Raw genomic sequence first — 18,513 nt, forward strand, 5'->3', positions numbered from 1 at the left:
GGTCATGATTTTTTCTGCTCATACTTCGATCCGAGCGAGCACATGTCAACAGAGCCTCGTGGGGAAACTCGAGCAGACCTGGTCACTCTCGCGAAGCGTCATCAGCCATCCAACCTGCGATCTGGGCGCGCGAGTTGAAGCCGAGCTTGTTCAGGATGTTGCGGACATGGCTCTCGACGGTTCGTTCGGATATGAACAGGCGCGAGCCGATCTCTTTGTTGGTCAGACCGTCGGCCAAGAGCCGTGCGACATCGGCTTCGCGCCGTCCGAGAACTCCGACGCTCTCATGATCTGAAGCCGCGACAGCGGAAGGAGCGGCCTCGCGGAGCGCGAGCCGCGCTGCGGCATCTCTGCCGAGCTGCTGCCCGGCCTTGAATTCCGCCTCGAATTTCGATGGGCCGAGTGTCGCCGTCACCGACATGGTGGCATGCGCGAATGCCGGAGCCATGCCCGCATTGATGGTGGCCCCCACTTCGGCGCGCAGGTTCTCCATCGCCCCGAAGAGCTGCGCTGCCAGCCGCGGCTCGCGCGACCCGGCCGCACAGCAGCCCAGCGCTCCGAGCAGGTAGCACTGTGCCAACCGGTCATCGAGTCGGCGGGCGATCCGCAGACCTTCAGCGAACAGTCGCTCGGACTCAGGAAGGTCCCGGGACATCAGCGCGGCGAAGCCCTGGTTCATCAGCATCATGTCGAGGCTGTACAGGTCGCCCACCTCGCGGCTCAGCCGCGCGCCCTGCGATGCCACCGATCTGACCGCGTCGAGATCGCCATCGAGGAAGCCGTTGAGCGCTCGTGCCTGGTGAATCATGAGCGTGGCTCCTGGGTCATCCAGACCATCAGCGACGCCCCGCGCCTCGTCGAGCAGCCGCCTCGATGACGTGCGATCACCGGCCATGTTCGCGGCGATCGACGCCATGGCAAGTGACTGCGACAGCGCATCGAGCTGTCCCGCTGCGCGAGCCGCCACCACGCCGCGTTCGAGCGCCGGCAGGGCAGCCGCTGGGTCGCTCTGCAGGACGCCGAGGAATCCACGGACGAAGTACGCCCACGGGTGAGCGGCAGGCTCAGCATCTCGTACGAGCAGCTCGTCGAGGCACCGCACGCCCTCAGCCGTAGCGCGCGTGACCCAGAACCAGACCAGGCAGGTTGCGAGATCGATACCGCGCCCGGAGTCATCCTGGTCCATGCATCCGCGGAGGACCGCTCGGACGTTGTCGATCTCCAGCTCCATCCAAGCGAGCCACTCGACCAGCCGGTATCGTCCCTCCGCCGCAAAGTCCAGACAACGCGACACGTAATAGTCGGCGCAGCGCCGTTCGACGGCGCCCTCCTCCCCCGCCTCGTGCAGCTTGAGGCGCGCGTATTCCCGCATCGTCTCGTGCAGTCGGTAGCAGACGGCGCCGTCGGCGTCCTCCTTGGTCACCAACGACTTGTCGAGCAGCGATGACAGTAGGTCCAGCGCACGCGCCGCCGGCAGGTCGCCGGAGCAGCACACCGCCTCGACGTCTGCCAGTGTGAAGCGGCCCGCGAACACGCACAACCGCGTGAGCAGCGTCCGCTCGGCAGGCGCCAGCAGGTCGTAGCTCCACCCGATCGTGGTGCGCAGCGTCTGGTGGCGCGGGAGCGCATCCCGGCTACCGCCGGTGAGAAGGACGAACCGGTCGGCCAGGCGGTCGCGGATCTGCTCGGGGCTCAGCGCCCGCGTCCTGACGGCCGCCAACTCGATCGCCAGGGGAAGGCCGTCGAGTCGGTGGCACAGGTCGACGACCGCCTCCTGGTTGGAGTCGGTCAGCTCGAAACTGCCCGATGCCGCGGCCGCCCGCTCGATGAACAGCCTGACGGCCTCGTTCTGGCGCAGCCGGGCGAGCGGCCCGGGGGCGCGAGGTGACGGCAACTGTAGCGGCGGAACTGGCAGCACATGCTCACCGGCCACCGACAATGGCTCGCGGCTGGTCGCGATCACGCGCACCCCCGGCCCCGCCCTCATCACGTCGCTGACGAGCTGAGCAGCGGCTTCGAGCAGGTGTTCGCAGTTGTCCAGGACCAGCAGCAGTTCCTTGTCCTTGAGATACGACCGGATCAGGGCCACTGGCTCGATCGCGGCCTGGTCGCGTAGGTCGAGGGCGGCCATGACAGCGTTGCTGACCAGCGCCGGATCGCGCAGCTCAGCGAGCTCGACCATCCAGATGCCGCCTGGGAAACCGCGTCCGAGGTCGGTCGCGATGCGGATCGCAAGGCGTGTCTTGCCCACACCGCCCGGGCCGACCAGGCTGACCAGACGCGCGACCGTCAGCCTCTTCCTGACTTCGGCCAACTCATGGCGGCGGCCGACGAAACTCGCCGCCTCGGCGGGCAGATTGCCCGACCGGCGGGCGGGCTTGGGCACGGACAGAACGTACTACGACCTCGAGCCACTCGACGCTGCGCGTTCAGTACCGGCTCAGGGATTCCACTGATGACGGCGCTGTGCGTGCTGCGTAGGTTCCCGAGCATGCCGCCGGTCGAACCGATGTCAACAACGCGAGCGGAAGGAGATCTTTGATGGACTCCATTGCGGGCGCTTCGCCGCGCAAGCTGGCAAGGACCGCCGGCGCCCTGTACCTGATCAACATCGTCGCGGGCTTCTTCGCCATCGGCTTCGTTCGCGCCCTGTTGTTCGTGCCCGATCCGGCGACCACGGCCCACAACATCCAGACCCACGAGTTCCTCTACCGGTCCAGCCTCGTGGCGCACATCGTCGTCACCGTGACCAACGTCCCGCTGGCGATGATCTTCTACGAACTGTTCAAGGTGGTGAACCGAAGGCTTGCCCTGCTGGATGTGTTCTTCACCCTGGTCGCGACCGCGATTGAGGCCGCCGGCATCCTCAGCCAGTTCGCACCGCTGGTCCTTCTGGGCAGCAGACACCATACGAGCGCCCTTCCGGCGGCACAGTTGCAGACGCTGGCACACTTGCCCGGCGACCTGTCGGCCATCGACTACGACATCTACACCGTGTTCTTTGGCTTTGACATCATCTGCGTGGGATACCTGTTGTTCACGTCAACGTTCCTGCCCAGAGCCATCGGCGTCCTGATGGCGATCGACGGCTTGGCCTACCTGGTCAATAGCTTCACGGACCTTCTGGCACCACGGTTCGCGGTCCACCTGGTCCCCTGGATCCAACTGCCCGCGCTCCTCGGCGAAGGATCGCTGTGTCTGTGGCTCCTCGTAGCGGGTCTGGACGTCGAGCGATGGAGGCTGCGGGCTGCCAACGGACCGGCCGCGAGCATCCACTCGTCAGCACAGTCGGGACGAGACATACCCGGAAAGATCAACTAGTGTCATGATCAACACGGGATCGCTGTTGCGATCCTGGCCGACGATCGGAGGTTGGCAGATGGTTCTCGTTCTCCCCACCGCGGCGGAACTCCGCGAGGAACTGGACGACGCAGGGTCCAGCATGCGCGCGAAGGGCAAGGACAGCGCCTAGTGCGTCAAGCTGAAGGCTGAGGAACTGGACGACGCAGGGCCCAGCATGCGCGCGAAGGGCAAGGACAGCCACTGGTGCATCAAGCTGAAGGCTGACGACAACGTTGAGCCCGCCGACGTGCATGGTGCATGACGGATCTGAGTGAGCCGCCTTATCACTGTTGATCACGCCGACAGCGGTATGGCGGAGAACATGTCGGTCGGGGGCGGAGTGCTCGGACGTCCCGTCCCCGCCCTCGACGACACCCGCAAGGCATGCCTGTCCGGCACCCACCGGGTGCTGACCGCCGCGGAGACGCTGCGCCGGATCGAGCCGCTCTTTCCAGTCGTCGGCATCACCCGGCTGGCCGACGTCACCTGGCTCGACGAGATCGGCATACCGGTCTATCAGGCGGTGCGACCGAACTCCTGGACGGTGTCGGTGAGCCAGGGCAAGGGGCTGACCGATGACCTCGCCAAGGTCTCAGCCGCGATGGAGTCGATCGAGTCGTGGCACGCCGAGCGCGTGGGTCCCGGCGCGATGGTCGCGACCGTGGCCGACATGGAGCGCGAGTGCGGGTACCGCGTCCACGAACTGTCGCTGGAACGCCGCCACCACCTCTGGCCGGGCCTGGAACTGGAATGGACAAGGGCAATCCGCCTGGATGGCGGCGCGGACACCTTCCTGCCGACCGAGGCGCTGCGGCTGGACGGCCGGGTGCGCGACGCCTGGATGCCGCCTCTGTTCGCTCTGAACAGCAACGGGCTGGCCAGCGGCAACACCTTCGTCGAAGCGGCGTTGCACGGGCTGTACGAGGTCATCGAACGGGATTGCCTCGTTCGCGCCGAGAAGGCCACGCCGCCGGTACTGGACCTCACCTCCGTGGACGGTCCAGCGCGTGACCTGCTGGATCGCATGGATGCGGCCGCAGTCGACGTCCGGGTCGAGGTAATGCCGTCGCCTACTGGGCTTGCCTGCTTCTTGGCGACCATATGGAGTGAGGAGGTCCCGGTGCTCTTCGCCGGGGTCGGCGTTCACCTCGACCGTGATGTCGCCCTGTGCCGGGCCCTGACCGAGGCGGCACAATCGAGGGTCACCCAGATCGCCGGAACCCGGGACGACCTCACCTCGGGCAGCTACCGGCGCGCCGCTTCGGACCGCTCCACGCGGCTGGCGCCACCTTCGAGGACCGACCGGCTGACGTACGACGAGATCGGTTCCGTCCGAAACGAGAGTCTCACGGACGACCTGCACACCACAGTGGCACGCGTCGTGGCACTGACCGGTCGCTCTCCGCTGGTCGTGGACCACACCAGGCCCGATGTGGGCATCCCGGTCGTGCGGGTGGTCTCCCCCGGCCTGGACTGCGAACCGGCGTTCATGTGAGGAAAGCCGATGACCCGTTACCTTTTCGTCGGCCCGAGCCTGCCGGACGCCGCCGACCTGCTGACCATGGACGACATCACCGTCCTTCCACCGGTGGAGGCGGGAGACCTGCTGAGGCTCGCACCGCGGCAGGGGGACGTGGTCGGCATCATTGACGGGTACTTCCATCACACTCGCGCCGTACGGCACAAGGAGATCCTCACCCTCCTCGACGCGGGCGTGCAGGTCCTCGGCGCCGCCGGCATGGGCGCACTGCGCGCAGCCGAACTCGACACCTTCGGTATGCGCGGCGTGGGGCGCATCTACCGTGACTACCGGCAGGGTCGGCTAACCGCCGACGACGAGGTGGCCCTGTCGCACGGGCCAACGGAAGAACGCTATCGGCCGATCTCGGAACCCCTGGTCAACATCCGGGCCACCCTGCACCTTTGCCTACAGGAGGGAGTCCTTGACGAGTCCACCGCCGGTCAGCTCGTCGCCGATCTGTCCCGGCGGCCGTACCGGATGCGCTCATACCCGGAACTGATCCGGCTCGCCCGCGAGGCGGGGATGCCGGAAGCGAGCGTTCAGGCGCTGCAGCACCTGAGCGCGACCCGGGCCGTCAACCTCCAACGCGACGACGCACTCCTACTGGTTCAGACGCTGCGCACGCTTGAAGACGGCCAAGCGAACGGCAGCGCGCCATACGCCGCGAACCAGCCCGGCTTCACCGTGGCGCCCACCGTCTACCTGCACCGCTGGCAGCTGGGAGCACGCGGCGTCGATACCGGCGACGGCTGGACCGCTGAGATGAGCATCCTGCGAATGTGCCAGCTCTTCGCCCGCGACTATCCGAGGTTCTACCGCGACCTGGTCTTCGGCCATCTGGCTCAGGAGTGCGCCAACACCTGCCAGGCTCAGCAAGCGGAGACGACCCTCGACACGGTGCTGGCACACGCGAGGCACCGCAGCGTCGTCCCGGACATCCGATCGGCCGGTCCCGAGGATCTGAGCTTCCTCGACCTGTGGCTGACCACGGCTGAACGGACCTCGCGATCCCTGGCGGACCAGCTTGGCACGTTCGTGGTTCGGAGCTTCCAGCTGACGCCTGGAGTGCCCGCGGACACCCTGGCGCTGGACGCGCTGCGCCGACGGCAGGTCATCCCCACAGTGGCGAAACTCGTCGCTGCCGCGCGATCGGTGAACGAACACGCACAGCAGATTCAATCCGGCTTCGACATCCACACGCTGTCGGCGGATCGCATCCTGTCCCACCTCAGCGAACTGTGGGGCGTCGAGCCCGGAACGTTGGAACTGCACGCGCTGAACCGGGGTATCGGCTCCCTGGACGTCCTGACCGCCGCGGCACGGCCGTACCACCTCCTGGCCAAATACAACCCGGACCTCGTGGACCTGAGGGTCACCCCAACCACCCGAACATGAACCAATCCGCTACGAGTGCGGTCTGTTCTGAGTGACTGAGCCGATCAAGCTGTGAGGCTGTATTCACCTGATCAGCCAGGAGGACACCGAGGAGCGTGAGCGGCGCTTGCACCGGTCTTCGGATTCCCGGCGAAACCCCCACCGGCCGAAGCGTGATGGGGGCCGTTGGCTTATCGCACTACGTCAGGCGTCGTCCTCGGTGACCTCTACGGTCGCCACTCCAACGCAGTTGCCGTTACCACCGCTTCGGCTACTTGTGCGCCAGCCTGCGCGGGACACCTCAGGGGTTGCCATCCCGCACTCCTCTCACTTATATCTCTCGGCCGCGACGGTTCAGACGGGTCAGGACGGTTCGGGGAGTGTGCTCAGGTGCCGGAGGATGACGCCCTCGCGCAGCGCCCACGGGCAGATGACGACCTCGGACAGGTTGAACAGGTCCATCGCGGCGTCGGCGACGATGGCGCCCGCCGGAAGCTGCGGCACCCGCCCCTCCGACACCCCCGGCAGCTGTGCGCGCTCCTCCACGGTCATCTCGGCGAGCCGCCTGGCCGACTCGGTCAGGTCCTGGTGGCTGAGCACCCGCCGGACCAGTGGACCCTGGCTGGTCGGGACGGCTCCGGTGATGCGCGCGAGCTGCTTGAACGTCTTGGACGTCGCGACGGCGTGATCCGGGGTTCCCCGGCGTGTCACTCCTGAGACCTCTCGGGCGATGGTGGCACGGACGTACTTGCGCAGCGCCCGTACCTCGTCGGGCGGCGGCGGGTCGGCGGTGAACCAGTCCCGCGTCAGCCTCCCCGCACCCAGCGGCACCGACGTGGAGAAGTCCGGGTCCTCGTCGGCGCCGGCGGCGATCTCGAGCGAGCCTCCGCCGATGTCCAGCACCAGCAGGCGGCCCGCCGACCAGCCGAACCAGCGGCGCGCCGCCAGGAAGGTCAGGCGCGCCTCCTCCGCCCCGGACAGCACCTGCAGGTCGACCCCGCTCTCGGCGCGTATCTTGGCGAGGACGTCCTCTCCGTTGGCCGCCTCGCGCACGGCGGAGGTGGCGAAGCCGATGAGCTTCTCCACGCCCTTGTCCTCGGCGATCCGCACGGCCTCTTCCACGAAACCGCGCAGCAGTTCCCCGCCCTCCTCGGACAGCCGGTCGCCGTCCTCCAGGTGGGCGGCCAGCCGCAGCTCCTCCTTGTGGGAGAAGGCGGGCAGCGGCGCGGCGCCGTGGTGCGCGTCGACCACCAGCAGATGCACCGTGTTCGATCCGACGTCCAGGACACCCAATCTCATGGCCGCACGCTATCCAACGCCGGAGCCGGCGCGTCGCCCGCCGTTCACGAACCGGCCATGGGCGGCCTCGGCCAGCACGTTCCGCGCCTGGCGGACGACGGCGATGTCGACGAAACCGCCGTCGGGGAGGGCGACGGCACCGGTCCCCGTGGCCTCGCCCTCCTCGTAGGCCGCGACGATCCGGTGGGCGGCGGCGATCTCCTCCGGAGTCGGGCGGTACACCTCGGCGATCACCGGCAGCTGGGCCGGGTGGATCGCCGCCCGGCCGCGGAAGCCGAGGGCGCGGCCGAGCCGGCAGGACGCGGCGAGCCCGTCGAGGTCGCGGACGTCGGGGTGGACGGACTGGACCGGGGCCGGCAGCCCGGCGGCCCGCGCCGCGACGACGATCCGTGATCGTGCCCAGGCCAGGCCCGCCTCGTCGGCGACGCGGAGGTCCGCCTTCAGGTCCGCCTCGCCGAGCCCCACGCTCGCCACCGCCGGGTGGGCGGTCGCCAGGTCGTGGGCGCGTTCGACGCCCAGCGCGGACTCCAGCAGCAGGTGCAGGGCGGCACCGGGGACGAGCGCCGCGATCTCCCGTACCTGCTCCACGGACTCGATCTTCGGCAGGCGGACGCCATCCGTCGCCGGGAGCAGCCCGGCCAGGGCCGCCAAGTCGGCACGGCCCCAGGCGGTCCGTACGTCGTTGACGCGGACCTGAACCGGGCGCGGCAGGTCGGCCGGCAGCCCGGCGACGTAGTCGCGCGCCTGGTCCTTGTGCGCGGGGGCGACGGCGTCCTCCAGGTCGAGGATCACGACGGCGGCGTCGGTGGCGAGCGCCTTGGCCACCCGGTCGGGCCGGTCCGCCGGGACGTACAGCAGCGTCGGCATGCTCAGACCACCCCGCGGGCGCGCAGCGCGTCGATCTCGGCGGCGGTCAGGCCGACCTCGGTGAGGACGCGGTCGGTGTCGGCGCCGTGCGCGCGCCCGGTCCAGCGCAGCGCGCCGGGCGTGGCCGACAGGCGGAACAGCACGTTCTGCATGCGCAGCGGCCCGAGGTCCGGGTCGTCCACGGTCGTGATCGCCTCCAGCGCGGCCAGCTGCGGGTCGGCCATGATGTCGCGCACGTCGTAGATCGGGGCGACCGCCGCCTCGGCCTTCTCGAACTCGGCGAGCACCTCCTCGCGGGTGCGCTCGCCCACCCACGCCGCGACGGCCGCGTCCAGCTCGTCCGCGTGCTCGGCCCGGCCGGCGCCCGTGCCGAACCAGGGCTCGTCGGCGAACTCGGGGCGTCCGACGAGTCGCACCACGCGCTCGGCGATGCTCTGGGCGGAGGTGGAGACGGCGACCCAGGCGCCGTCGGCGCACCGGTAGGTGTTGCGCGGGGCATTGTTGACCGACCGGTTCCCGGTGCGCGGCGGCACCAGCCCGAGCTGGTCGTACGCGGTGGGCTGGCCGCCGAGCACGGTCAGGATCGGCTCCAGGATCGACAGGTCGACGATCTGGCCGTCGCCGGTGAGGTCGCGGGCCCGCAGCGCGGTCATCACCGCGTACGCCGTGGCCAGCGCGGCGATCCCGTCGGCGAGCCCGAACGGCGGGAGCGTCGGCGGCCCGTCCGGCTCGCCGGTCATCGCGGCGAATCCGCTCATGGCCTCGGCGAGCGTGCCGAACCCGGGGCGGCGGGCGTACGGGCCGAACTGGCCGAAGCCGGTGACGCGGGCCAGCACGAGGCCGGGGTTGGCCTCCCGGAGCCGTTCGTACGGCAGGTTCCAGCGTTCGAGGGTGCCGGGGCGGAAGTTCTCGATGATGACGTCGGTCTCGCGGGCGAGCCGGAGCAGGACGTCCTGGCCCTCGGGCGCCGACAGGTCCAGGGTGATCGTCTGCTTGTTACGGCCGAGCATCTTCCACCACAGGCCGATGCCGTCCTTGGCCGCGCCGTGCCCGCGCGCGGGGTCGGGCCGGCGGGGGTGCTCGACCTTGACGACCTCGGCGCCGAAGTCACCGAGGAGCATCGCGGCCATCGGCCCGGCGAACAGCGTCGCCAGGTCCAGGACGCGGACTCCGTCCAGCGGGCGGGTCATCGCCGGTCCCTCCGTTGCGCGAGGACGTGCCTCGGGTGTCATCGGCTCTCCGCTCGTGAGGACCGCTTACACGTCATCGGCTCTCCGTTCCCGAACACCGTTCACGCGTCATCGGCTCTCCGCGAGCGCGGCCGTGCGGGCGGCGAGGTCGCTGAGGCGTACGCCGTCGAAGCCGGTCAGGCTGCTGGCGACGCGGTCGCGCAGCGGACGGGTCCACTGCTCGGGCAGGCGCCCGGCGCCGAGCAGCGCCCCGGCGACCGATCCGACGGTCGCGCCGTCGGAGTCGGTGTCCCAGCCGCCCGCCACCGCCGCGGCGATCGACCGGGTGAAGTCCCCGCCGCCGTGGATGAGGGCGGCGGCGACCAGCGCGGCGTTGTTGATCGAGTGAACCCAGTGCAGGTCGCCGTGGCGTTCGTGCAGTCCGTCGGCGACCCGCTCGAAGTCGGTCTCCGCGCGGGCGGACGCCACGGCCTCGCGTACGGCCCGGGCCAGGCGGGACTGCGGCGGCACGACCGCCAGGCCCGTCGCGACGACCTCCTCGACCGTGTCGGCGACCAGGGCCTCCGCGCACATCGCGGCGGCGAACATCGCGCCGTACACGCCGTTGGCGGTGTGGCTGAGGCGCGCGTCCCGGTGCGCCATCGACGCGGCCGCCGCCGGGTCGCCGGGGTTGACCCAGCCGTACACGTCCGCGCGGATCTGCGCGCCGATCCACTCCCGGAACGGGTTGCGGTACGTCGCCGTGCGCGGCGGCTCGACGCCGAGCAGGAGATTGCGGTAGGCGACGCGCTCGGCGGTGAACACCCGGCCGCCCGGCAGCTCGTCCAGCCAGGCCTGCGCGACGTCGTCGGTCGTGAAGCCGCGCCCGTGCCGCTCCACGAGGGCCAGGGCGAGCATGGGGAAGTTGAGGTCGTCGTCCTCGGGCGTGCCGTCGAGGTTCTCGGCGAGGCTGGTGGTCGCGCTGCGCCGGTTCCACGGCCAGCGTTCGGCGACCTCCGCGGGCAGGCCCTCGGCCGTGAACCAGCCGCGGATCGGCCAGTTCCCGGTCGCCTCGGCGATCTCCCGGATGCCCGCACGCGGGATCTTCTCCACGGGCTTGCCGAGCACGCATCCGGCGGCGCGGCCGAGCCACGCGCCGTGCACCCGGTCGTACGCGGCGGGGCGCGGCTCTCCCGACGGCCAGTCCGGGCACGCGGCGATGATCTCCTCTAGCTCGGTCGGCTCGTCGTACGGCGACGGCATCGCCGCGAGCTCGTCGAGCAGCCGCTCGGCGAGCGTCCGCAGCTGCGGCGACGCCGGCTCCGGCGAGGCACCGGCGCGGGGCGGGGCGTCGTGGCCGCCGGCGGCGTGCCAGCGCGCCGCGATGTCGGCGACGTCCCGGCCGTCCAGCGCGGCCTGGCGGAGCTCGTGCCCGATCAGGTCCTCGGGCTGGACCCAGGTCAGCCGCATCACAGCAGCTCCGCGAACGCCTGCTCGTGCGCGCGCCGCCGGGCCACATCGGCGGCGCGCACGCGCTCGGCGACCGCCGCGATCGCCAGACCGGGCGCCTCCAGGTCCATGCGGCTGGCGACGGCGACGTCCTCGCGCCAGTCGGCGGGCACGGCGGCCACGCCGCCCAGCGCGCCGGCGATGGCACCGCCCATGCTGGCGATCGAGTCGGCGTCGCGGCCGTAGTTCACCGCGCCGATCACGGTGTCGCGGTAGCCGCCCTTCGCGATGAGCAGGAAGGCCAGCGCGAGCGGCAGCTCCTCGATGCTGTGGGTACGGCTGGGCCGCCGCGCTCCCAGGCCCTGGTCGCGGTAGGTGTCGGCGACCGTGTCGAACGGCCGGACCGCGTCGCGCAGGCCCTCGAACGAGCCTTCCCAGTGCGCCGCGCCGCGGGCCCGTTCGCAGACGGCCTCGATCGCCGCCTTCGTGCCGTCCTTGGCGAGCCGTACGGCCGTCGCGACGACGGAGTCGGGCGTCGCACCCGGCCGCATCGCCTCGGCCACGGCCGCCGCGAACACGCCCGCCGCCTCCCGGCCGTAGCTCGACTGGTGCGCCCCGGCCAGGTCGATCGCCTCGGCGTACGCGCCATCGGGATCGGCCGCGTTGACGACGCCGACGGGCGCCACGTACATCGCCGCGCCGCAGTTGACGATGTTGCCCACGCCCGCCTCACGCGGGTCGACGTGCCCGTAGTGCAACCGCAGCACCAGCCACTTCTCGGCCAGGAACACCCGCTGCAGCGGCAGCGCCTCCGCCTCCAGTTCGGGGATCCAGCGCTTCTCCCCCATCATCTCCGGCACGAGGTGCTCGGCGGCGGCGTACGCGTCGAGGTGGCCGCCCGCCCGCTCATAGACCCGTACGAGCGCGTGCGTCATGAGGGTGTCGTCGGTGACGTGCCCGTCGCCCTTGTGGTACGGCGCGATCGGGCGCGCGTTGCGCCAGTCGGCGAAGTACGGCGGGACGATGCCGGTGACCCAGCCGTCGTAACGCTCCCGGATCTGCTCGGGGGTCCATCCCTCCGTCGCCCCGCCGAGCGCGTCCCCCACCGCCGCGCCGACGAGCGTGCCGACGGCCTTGTCCTGCAACGGAGTCATCCCAGTCCCTCCTGGTGAGCGGTTCCGGCCGGCCCGGACCCGCTGAGTCGATCGGCGATGGCGACGAGGTCGGCGCCCCGGAGGTCCGGCAGGCAGCACCCGTCCAGGTTCCGGACCCGCTCGCGCCAGGTCTCCGGCAGTCCCGTCCAGCCGGTGACGGCGCCGGTCAGCGCCCCGGTCAGCGCGGGCGCCGAGTCGGCCAGCGAGGCGAGGCAGGCCGCGGCCGGCACGGCGCGGGACAGGTCCCCGCCCGAGGCGCGGGTGAGGGCGAGCGCCACCGCCACGGTCTGCGCCGCCGCGACGCCGTAGCTGTACACGTGGTCCTGCAGGGTCGCGTCCAGGGCGGGCACCAGGGCGAACGCGTCGCCGGGCAGGGCGAGCGCGAGCGTCGCCGCTCGGCGGATCGCGGTGCCCTCCGGCAGTTCGGCCAGGGCGGCCGCGACGACGTCGCCTGCGGGGGCGCCCGCCACCGCGACGGCGATCGCGGCGGCCATCGCCCCGGCCCCGTGCACGCCGTCCTCCGCGTTGGTGATCTCCGCGTCGGCGCGGGCGGCGCGGGAGGCCGGGTCCGGCTCCCCCGGGTGCGCCGCGCCGAACGCGACCGCCCGCACGGCGGCGGCGTCGTCGAAGAAGTGTGGGTTGTCGTGGCCACTGGCGGGCGGGCCGACGCCCCGCGCCAGGTTGTCCAGCGCGGTGCGCACCGAGATCCGGGCCCGTACGTCCTCGCCCAGGGCCTCGAACGCCGCGCGGCGGTCGGTGCCCAGCGTGCGCGCGGTCCAGGCGAGCCACTCGGCGTCGTCGGACGGGCCGACCGCGAGGGCGGCCACCGGCTGGTTCAGCGCGAACGGCACCGGCAGCGTCGTGACCCGGTGCTCCTCGGCGAAGCCGTCGAGTTCCCGCCCGAGCCGGCGGGTCCACGGGGCCAGCAGGTTCCACCGGTGCCGCGCGGCCGGCCAGCCGGCCGCGTCACCGATGGCCAGCCCCGTGAACGCGCCACGGATCCGATCGCGTCGATCCCCCGATGACATCCGTCTCCTCCCTCTCCGTTAGCCGTTCCGTACCCGCGTGCGCGCACCCACCAGCGCGTCTGCGACCTCGCGGACGTCCCGGCCCGCCACTGACGGCAGGCAGGCGCCGCGGACCGGGCCGATCGCCCGCGCCCAGCGCTCCGGAACACCGCCCTCGCCGCGGCCCGCGCCCGCGAGCGCGCCGGCGATGGCGGCGGTGGTGTCGGCGTCGCGGCCCAGGCTCACCGCCGTCACCGCGGACTCCTCGACGTCTCCGCCGCCGGCCACGTACGCGGCGAAGGCCAGCGCGACCGCCTCCGGGGCCAGGTCGGTCCACGGGTAGTGGCGCGCGACGACGGCGTCGTGCAGTTCCCCGGCCAGGCCGTGCCCTTCCGGCCCCGCCTCCGAGGCACGTCGCCTGGGGCCTGCGGCGATCGCCGTGGCCGCGCGGACGCTGCGGGCGGTCCAGGAGTCGGCGGGGACGACCGCCAGCCCGGCGGCCACGACCTCGGCGGGAGTGGCACCGGTCATCGCGGCGGCGACCGCCCCCGCGACGGCCCGCCCGCCGTGAATCCCCTCGCCGCTGTGGCTGACCTCGCCGTCGACGGCCGCGAGACGGGCCGCCTCGTCCGGATCGCCCGCCGCGAAGATCCCGTACGGGGCGGCGCGCATCGCCAGGCCGTCGGACCAGCCGTGCGCGTGCCAGCGCCCGGTCAGCGGCGGGGCCAGTCCCCGCCGCAGGGCTTGGACCGTTCCCAGCTCGGAGAAGCCCGCGCCCTTCATCGGCCCGTCGATCGGCAGGATCTGCTCCCGGTAGGCGGCGACGACGTCCTCGCTCGTGAGCGCGGAGCCGTGCGCCCGCAGCAGCGACGCCGCGAAGATCGCGTACTCCGTGTCGTCGGTGCCCGCCGGGCCCCCGTCCAGTCCGGGTTCGAGCTCGGTGAGGCGGCCCCACCGGCGGGTGATCTCCTCGGGCGTGAGGTTCTCGGCGGGCCGCCCGAGGGCGTCGCCGGCCGCCAGGCCGAGCAGGCACCCCCGGGCGCGGTCGCGGAACTCGATCACTTGGCGTACCGGGACAGGACCTTGTCTCCGTCGTCGGTCAGCTTCTTCGCCAGCTCATCGAGGCTGATCTTGTTGGCGAAGTAGGACTGCAGCGCCGGCGTCGCGACCTTGCTCTTGAACTCGTCGAAGCCGTTGACCTTCAGGTACGGGGCCAGGACGAGGCTCTTGGCGGAGGCGGTCGCGACGTTCCAGCCGTACTTGTCGCTGGTCAGCGTCGGGTCCTGCGCGGCCGTCTTACTCGTGGGGATCAGCCAGTCGCCCTTGGCGAGGTCCGCCTGGTGCTGCCCGTTCAGGAACCAGGAGATGAACTTCATCGACTCCTCGGGGTGTTTGCTGTCGGCGGCGACCGAGAGCGTCTGCGAGACGGCGCCCTGCTGGGTCGTCTGGCCCTTCAGCGGCGGGATCGTCACCCACTGGAAGCCGCTGGGCGCCTGCTCGACGAGCTGCTGGCGCAGGTAGATCCCGGCGGGCACCATCGCGTACTTGCCCGCGTAGAAGCCGGGCAGCGGGTCGGTCGTGCCCATTCCGAGCGTCGAGGGATCGGCCGTCTTGTCCTTGTAGAGCTGGTCGTGGATCCGCTGCAGGACCTCCCTCTCCTGCGGGCCCACCTTGACCGTCGTCTTGCCGCCGGAGGTCTGGAAGAAGGTGCCGCCGAAGTTCAGCGAGAGGTTGAGCACCTTGTTCACCGGTGACTTCAGCGGCCACGCGATGCCGTAGCGCTTGCCGACGGTCAGCTTCTTGGTGATCTGCTGGAACTCGTCCCAGGTCCACGGGGCGTCGACGGTGGGGATGCGCACCTTCGCCTCGTCCAGCATCTTCTTGTTGGCGAGAAGGACCTGCGACTCCTGCAGGAACGGCACCCCGTAGATCCCCTGCCCGCCCTTGCCGTCGAAGGTCGCGGTGCCCCAGGCGGCGTCCGGGATGTCGTTCTTCAGCTCGGTGGGGATGAGCTTGGTCAGGTCGGTGAGGTACCCCTGCCCGGCGAAGCCGGCCAGGGCCGAGGAGTCGTCGTGGATGACGTCCGGCGGGTCGCCGCCCTCGAAGGAGGTCACCAGCTGGTCGTTGACGTTGTCCCAGCTGCCCTGGACGTACTGCACCTGGATCTTCGGATTGGCCTTGTTCCATTCCGCGACGAGCCGCTTGTTCGCGGCCAGAGAGTCCTTCTGCCAGGCGAGGCTCAGGAACTTCAGTGTGACCGGCTTGCCGGAGTCGTTGCCGCCCCCGGAACACCCGGCGGTCAGGCCGATGACGGTGGCAGCGGCGACCGCGAACGCGGAGCGAAGACCGCGACGCATGGGTACCTCCTGTCTGACTGTCTAACCCTTGACGGCACCGGCGGTGAGGCCCGCGCGGAGCCGGCGTTGGATGATGGCGAAGAAGATGAGGCTGGGGATGGTGGCCAGCAGGGACGCGGCGGCCAGCGGGCCGAGCCGGGCGGCCTGCTCCGCGCCGGTGAACTTCACCAGCGTCAGCGGCAGGGTCGCCTTGTCCGGATCCTTGAGGATCACCAGGGCGAAGAAGAACTCGTTCCACGAGGAGATGAAGGCGAACAGCAGGGCGGCCACGACCCCCGGCGCCAGCAGCGGCGCGACGACGCTGACCAGCGTCTTCACTCGCCCGGCGCCGTCGACGGCGGCGGCCTCCTCCAGCTCGCGGGGGACGCCCCGGACGTAGCCCTGGAGCATCCACAGCGCGAACGGCAGCACGAACGTGATGTGCACGAGGATCAGGCCGGGCAGGGTGTTCACCAGCTCCAGCCGGCGCAGGATGATGAACAGCGGGATGACGATCAGCACGACCGGGAAGACCTGGCTGACCAGCACCCACCCGATCGCGATCCGGTTCAGCACCGACCGGCGGCGCGCCAGCGCGTACGCCGCCGGGAGCGCGATCACCACGGTGAGTACCGCGACCGAGACGGCCACGATCAGGCTGCGGGCGGCGCTGCCGGTCAGGTCCTGCGCGGCGAAGGCGTCACTGAAGTTCCGCAGCGTCGGGTGGTGCGGGATCCAGCGCGGATGCAGGTTCGCCATCTCGCGCGGCGTCTTGAACGCCGTCGACAGCAGCCACAGCAGCGGGAACGCCAGGAAGACGAGATAGCCGAGCAGCGCGAGGTACTTCAGGGACCTTCTCACCGGGCGCTCTCCCTCATCCGGCCCCAGAGATAGAAGCCGAGGACCACGAGCACGACGAGAGTGATGGCGACCCCGAGCGCCGCCGCGTACCCGAAGAACCCGTAACGGAACGCCTCTTCGTACGCGAACAGCATCGGCAGGCGTGTACGTCCGCCCGGGCCGCCCTGTGTCAGCGCGTAGACCATCGCGAACTGGTTGATGTTCCAGACGAAGTCCAGCGAGGTGATCGTGACGATGACCGGCCGCAGCTGCGGCAGCGTCACGTTCCAGAAGCGCCGCCACACGCTCGCGCCGTCGACGGCGGCCGCCTCGTGCAGCTCCTTCGGCACGCCCTGCAGCCCGGCCAGCAGGACCACGGTGGTCTGCGGCATGCCGGTCCAGACGCCGACGACGATGATCGCCGGCAGGGCGGTGCCGAAGTCGTTGAGCCAGTCCACGTTGTGGTCCAGCAGGTGAAGGTTCTGCAGTGTCGCGTTCAGGATGCCGGCGTTGGGGTGGTACACCAGCCGCCACATCAACCCGATCACGATCGGCGGCATCGCCCACGGGGCCATCGCCAGCACTCGGGCGAGCCCGCGGAGCCGGAGGTTCTGGTTCAACAGCAGCGCCAGGCCGAGCGCGGCCAGGAACTGCAGCACGGTGACGCCGACCGCCCAGATCAGCCCGATCTTGAACGAGGACCAGAAGTCGCCGTCGGCCAGAACGTCGCCGAAGTTCTTCAGTCCGACGAAGGAGATGACGGCGTTCCGGCCCCCGCGCGCGTCGGTGAGCGACAGGTAGATGCCGTAGAGCAGCGGCCCAACGCTGAACAGCAGCACTGGCACGAGGGCCGGGAGCAGCAGGAGCAGCGTCCCCCGGTCGCCTCCGCCGCGCGGGTTCGGCCGGGCATGCGGGCGCCCGGTTCGAGGCGGACGGGTCGCGGTCTGCGTGGCGGTCACGGAGCTCCCTCCGTCGAGGCGCGTACGGCGAGCGTGGGCTCGACCGTGACGATCCGGGGTTCGGCGACACCGTTGTCGAGCCGGTCGAGGAGCAGTTCGGCGGCCCGCCGGCCGCGCTCGGCCGACCCGAGCCCGACGCTCGTGAGCGTCGGCCAGGCGGCGGTCGCGAGCTCGGTGTCGTCCATCCCGACGAGCGCGATGTCCTCGGGCACCCGCAGCCGCTCCTCCCGCAGCACGTCGAGCGCCCCGAGCGCGATCAGGTCGTTGGCGCACAGGAGGGCGTCCGGCCGGGATCGTTCGAGGAGGCGGCGCGCCGCCTGCGCTCCCTCGGCCCGGTAGAAGTCGCCGACCTCCACCAGGCTCGGGTCGTAGGGCAGGGCGAGCGCGTCCAGCGCGTCGGTGTACGCCGCGGCCCGCGCGGCGCCCGGGACGGTGTCCAGGGGACCGTTGAGGAAGCCGATGCTCCGCCGCCCGAGGTCATGCAGATGCTTCAGTGCCAGCCGCACGCCGGCCCGTGAGTCGGTCCGCACGTTGTCGACCGGGGCGCCTTCGGGCACCGAGCCGATGACGACGACGGGCGCCGGCGCGGCGGTCAGCAGGTCGAGGTGCTTGCGCGTGATGCCGCGCAGCGGGCTGATGATGAGCCCATCGGCGTAGCGCTCCCCCAGCCGCCGGAGCACGTCCAGCTCGTCGTCGAGGTCACCGCCGGTCGAGTGCAGGACCAGGCGGTACCCGGCGGCCTTGAGCACGGGCTGGATCTCCCGCACCATCGCGACGTAGGTCGGGTTGCCGATGTCCGCCATCGCGAACGCCACCTGGTACGTGCGGTTCGACTTGAGGGAGCGGGCCACGGCGTTCGGCACGTAGCCGAGCTCGTCGGCGGCTGCCATCACCTTCCGCACGGTGTCCTCACGCGTCGGCAGTCCGTTCAGCACGCGCGACACCGACGCGATCGAGACCCCCGCGTGCGCGGCGATCGTCGTGATCGTCGGTCCCTGAGCCACGACATCCCTCCCGCCTCGCCCGCGAGCCCACACGAGGCTCACCCGGATCGTTCTGATTGCCGTAAACGTTTACAGTTCGCCGAATCGACGTCCGTAAACGTTTACGGGAGTGAGGAGTATGAAACCCCGCCGAAACCCGCCGCGTCAAGAGGGTGTTCAGCGCACGGCGCGGAGGGACGGCGAACGCCGCC

The 18,513-nt window shown here is 70.9% G+C and carries 16 protein-coding genes; 3 read left to right on the forward strand and 13 right to left on the reverse strand.

Annotated features, from left to right (window positions below):
- Positions 1 to 82 precede the first annotated feature (82 nt).
- Positions 83 to 2,386 (reverse strand): LuxR C-terminal-related transcriptional regulator, encoded by a 2,304-nt coding sequence (locus NE236_RS33705; protein WP_252846281.1) that lies wholly within the window; start codon positions 2,384 to 2,386, stop codon positions 83 to 85.
- Positions 2,387 to 2,541: 155 nt separating this feature from the next.
- Here NE236_RS33705 and NE236_RS33710 point away from each other — a divergent pair, with 155 nt between their 5' ends.
- From NE236_RS33710 to NE236_RS33720, 3 genes are all read left to right on the forward strand, one after another.
- On the forward strand, positions 2,542 to 3,321 hold the full coding sequence (locus NE236_RS33710) for a DUF4386 domain-containing protein (protein WP_252846282.1): 780 nt from the start codon (positions 2,542 to 2,544) through the stop codon (positions 3,319 to 3,321).
- Between the two features lie 343 nt (positions 3,322 to 3,664).
- Positions 3,665 to 4,837 carry a YcaO-like family protein gene (locus NE236_RS33715; RefSeq protein WP_252846283.1) on the forward strand — a complete coding sequence of 391 codons (1,173 nt, stop codon included), beginning with the start codon at positions 3,665 to 3,667 and terminating at the stop codon, positions 4,835 to 4,837.
- A 9-nt stretch (positions 4,838 to 4,846) separates the two neighbouring features.
- On the forward strand, positions 4,847 to 6,259 hold the full coding sequence (locus tag NE236_RS33720) for a TfuA-like protein (RefSeq protein ID WP_252846284.1): 1,413 nt from the start codon (positions 4,847 to 4,849) through the stop codon (positions 6,257 to 6,259).
- A gap of 183 nt (positions 6,260 to 6,442) precedes the next feature.
- Here the strand turns inward: NE236_RS33720 and NE236_RS45320 are convergent, their stop codons facing one another.
- From NE236_RS45320 to NE236_RS33775, 12 genes are all read right to left on the reverse strand, one after another.
- Entirely contained in the window at positions 6,443 to 6,553 is a 111-nt protein-coding gene (locus NE236_RS45320) for a DUF397 domain-containing protein (protein WP_372494475.1), read from the reverse strand.
- Between the two features lie 48 nt (positions 6,554 to 6,601).
- The gene (locus NE236_RS33725; protein WP_252846285.1) at positions 6,602 to 7,537 is read right to left on the reverse strand and encodes a Ppx/GppA family phosphatase; all 936 of its coding nucleotides are present in this window, start codon (positions 7,535 to 7,537) and stop codon (positions 6,602 to 6,604) included.
- Positions 7,538 to 7,546: 9 nt separating this feature from the next.
- Positions 7,547 to 8,404, reverse strand: coding sequence for an HpcH/HpaI aldolase/citrate lyase family protein (locus NE236_RS33730; protein WP_252846286.1), 858 nt, complete (start codon positions 8,402 to 8,404; stop codon positions 7,547 to 7,549).
- 2 nt (positions 8,405 to 8,406) lie between these two features.
- Positions 8,407 to 9,594: a CaiB/BaiF CoA transferase family protein gene (locus NE236_RS33735; protein ID WP_252846287.1), complete on the reverse strand. Its 1,188-nt coding sequence runs from the start codon at positions 9,592 to 9,594 to the stop codon at positions 8,407 to 8,409.
- 108 nt (positions 9,595 to 9,702) lie between these two features.
- Positions 9,703 to 11,043: an ADP-ribosylglycohydrolase family protein gene (locus NE236_RS33740; protein ID WP_252846288.1), complete on the reverse strand. Its 1,341-nt coding sequence runs from the start codon at positions 11,041 to 11,043 to the stop codon at positions 9,703 to 9,705.
- Positions 11,043 to 12,176 (reverse strand): ADP-ribosylglycohydrolase family protein, encoded by a 1,134-nt coding sequence (locus NE236_RS33745; RefSeq protein WP_252846289.1) that lies wholly within the window; start codon positions 12,174 to 12,176, stop codon positions 11,043 to 11,045. The genes NE236_RS33740 and NE236_RS33745 overlap by 1 nt, the downstream gene beginning before the upstream one ends.
- Positions 12,173 to 13,204: an ADP-ribosylglycohydrolase family protein gene (locus NE236_RS33750; RefSeq protein ID WP_252846290.1), complete on the reverse strand. Its 1,032-nt coding sequence runs from the start codon at positions 13,202 to 13,204 to the stop codon at positions 12,173 to 12,175. The genes NE236_RS33745 and NE236_RS33750 overlap by 4 nt, the downstream gene beginning before the upstream one ends.
- Positions 13,205 to 13,222: 18 nt before the next feature.
- Complete coding sequence (locus NE236_RS33755) at positions 13,223 to 14,245, reverse strand: ADP-ribosylglycohydrolase family protein (RefSeq protein ID WP_252846291.1); 1,023 nt, start codon at positions 14,243 to 14,245, stop codon at positions 13,223 to 13,225.
- A complete protein-coding gene (locus NE236_RS33760) occupies positions 14,242 to 15,540 on the reverse strand; it encodes an ABC transporter substrate-binding protein (protein ID WP_252846292.1) in 1,299 nt (432 codons plus the stop codon). Before NE236_RS33760 ends, NE236_RS33755 begins: the two co-directional genes overlap by 4 nt.
- 21 nt (positions 15,541 to 15,561) lie before the next feature.
- A complete protein-coding gene (locus NE236_RS33765) occupies positions 15,562 to 16,380 on the reverse strand; it encodes a carbohydrate ABC transporter permease (RefSeq protein WP_252846293.1) in 819 nt (272 codons plus the stop codon).
- On the reverse strand, positions 16,377 to 17,318 hold the full coding sequence (locus NE236_RS33770) for a carbohydrate ABC transporter permease (RefSeq protein WP_252846294.1): 942 nt from the start codon (positions 17,316 to 17,318) through the stop codon (positions 16,377 to 16,379). Before NE236_RS33770 ends, NE236_RS33765 begins: the two co-directional genes overlap by 4 nt.
- Positions 17,315 to 18,322, reverse strand: coding sequence for a LacI family DNA-binding transcriptional regulator (locus tag NE236_RS33775; protein ID WP_252846295.1), 1,008 nt, complete (start codon positions 18,320 to 18,322; stop codon positions 17,315 to 17,317). The genes NE236_RS33770 and NE236_RS33775 overlap by 4 nt, the downstream gene beginning before the upstream one ends.
- Positions 18,323 to 18,513 lie beyond the last annotated feature (191 nt).

Source organism: Actinoallomurus purpureus (genome assembly GCF_024055795.1).
In the GTDB taxonomy this organism is placed as follows: domain Bacteria; phylum Actinomycetota; class Actinomycetes; order Streptosporangiales; family Streptosporangiaceae; genus Actinoallomurus; species Actinoallomurus purpureus.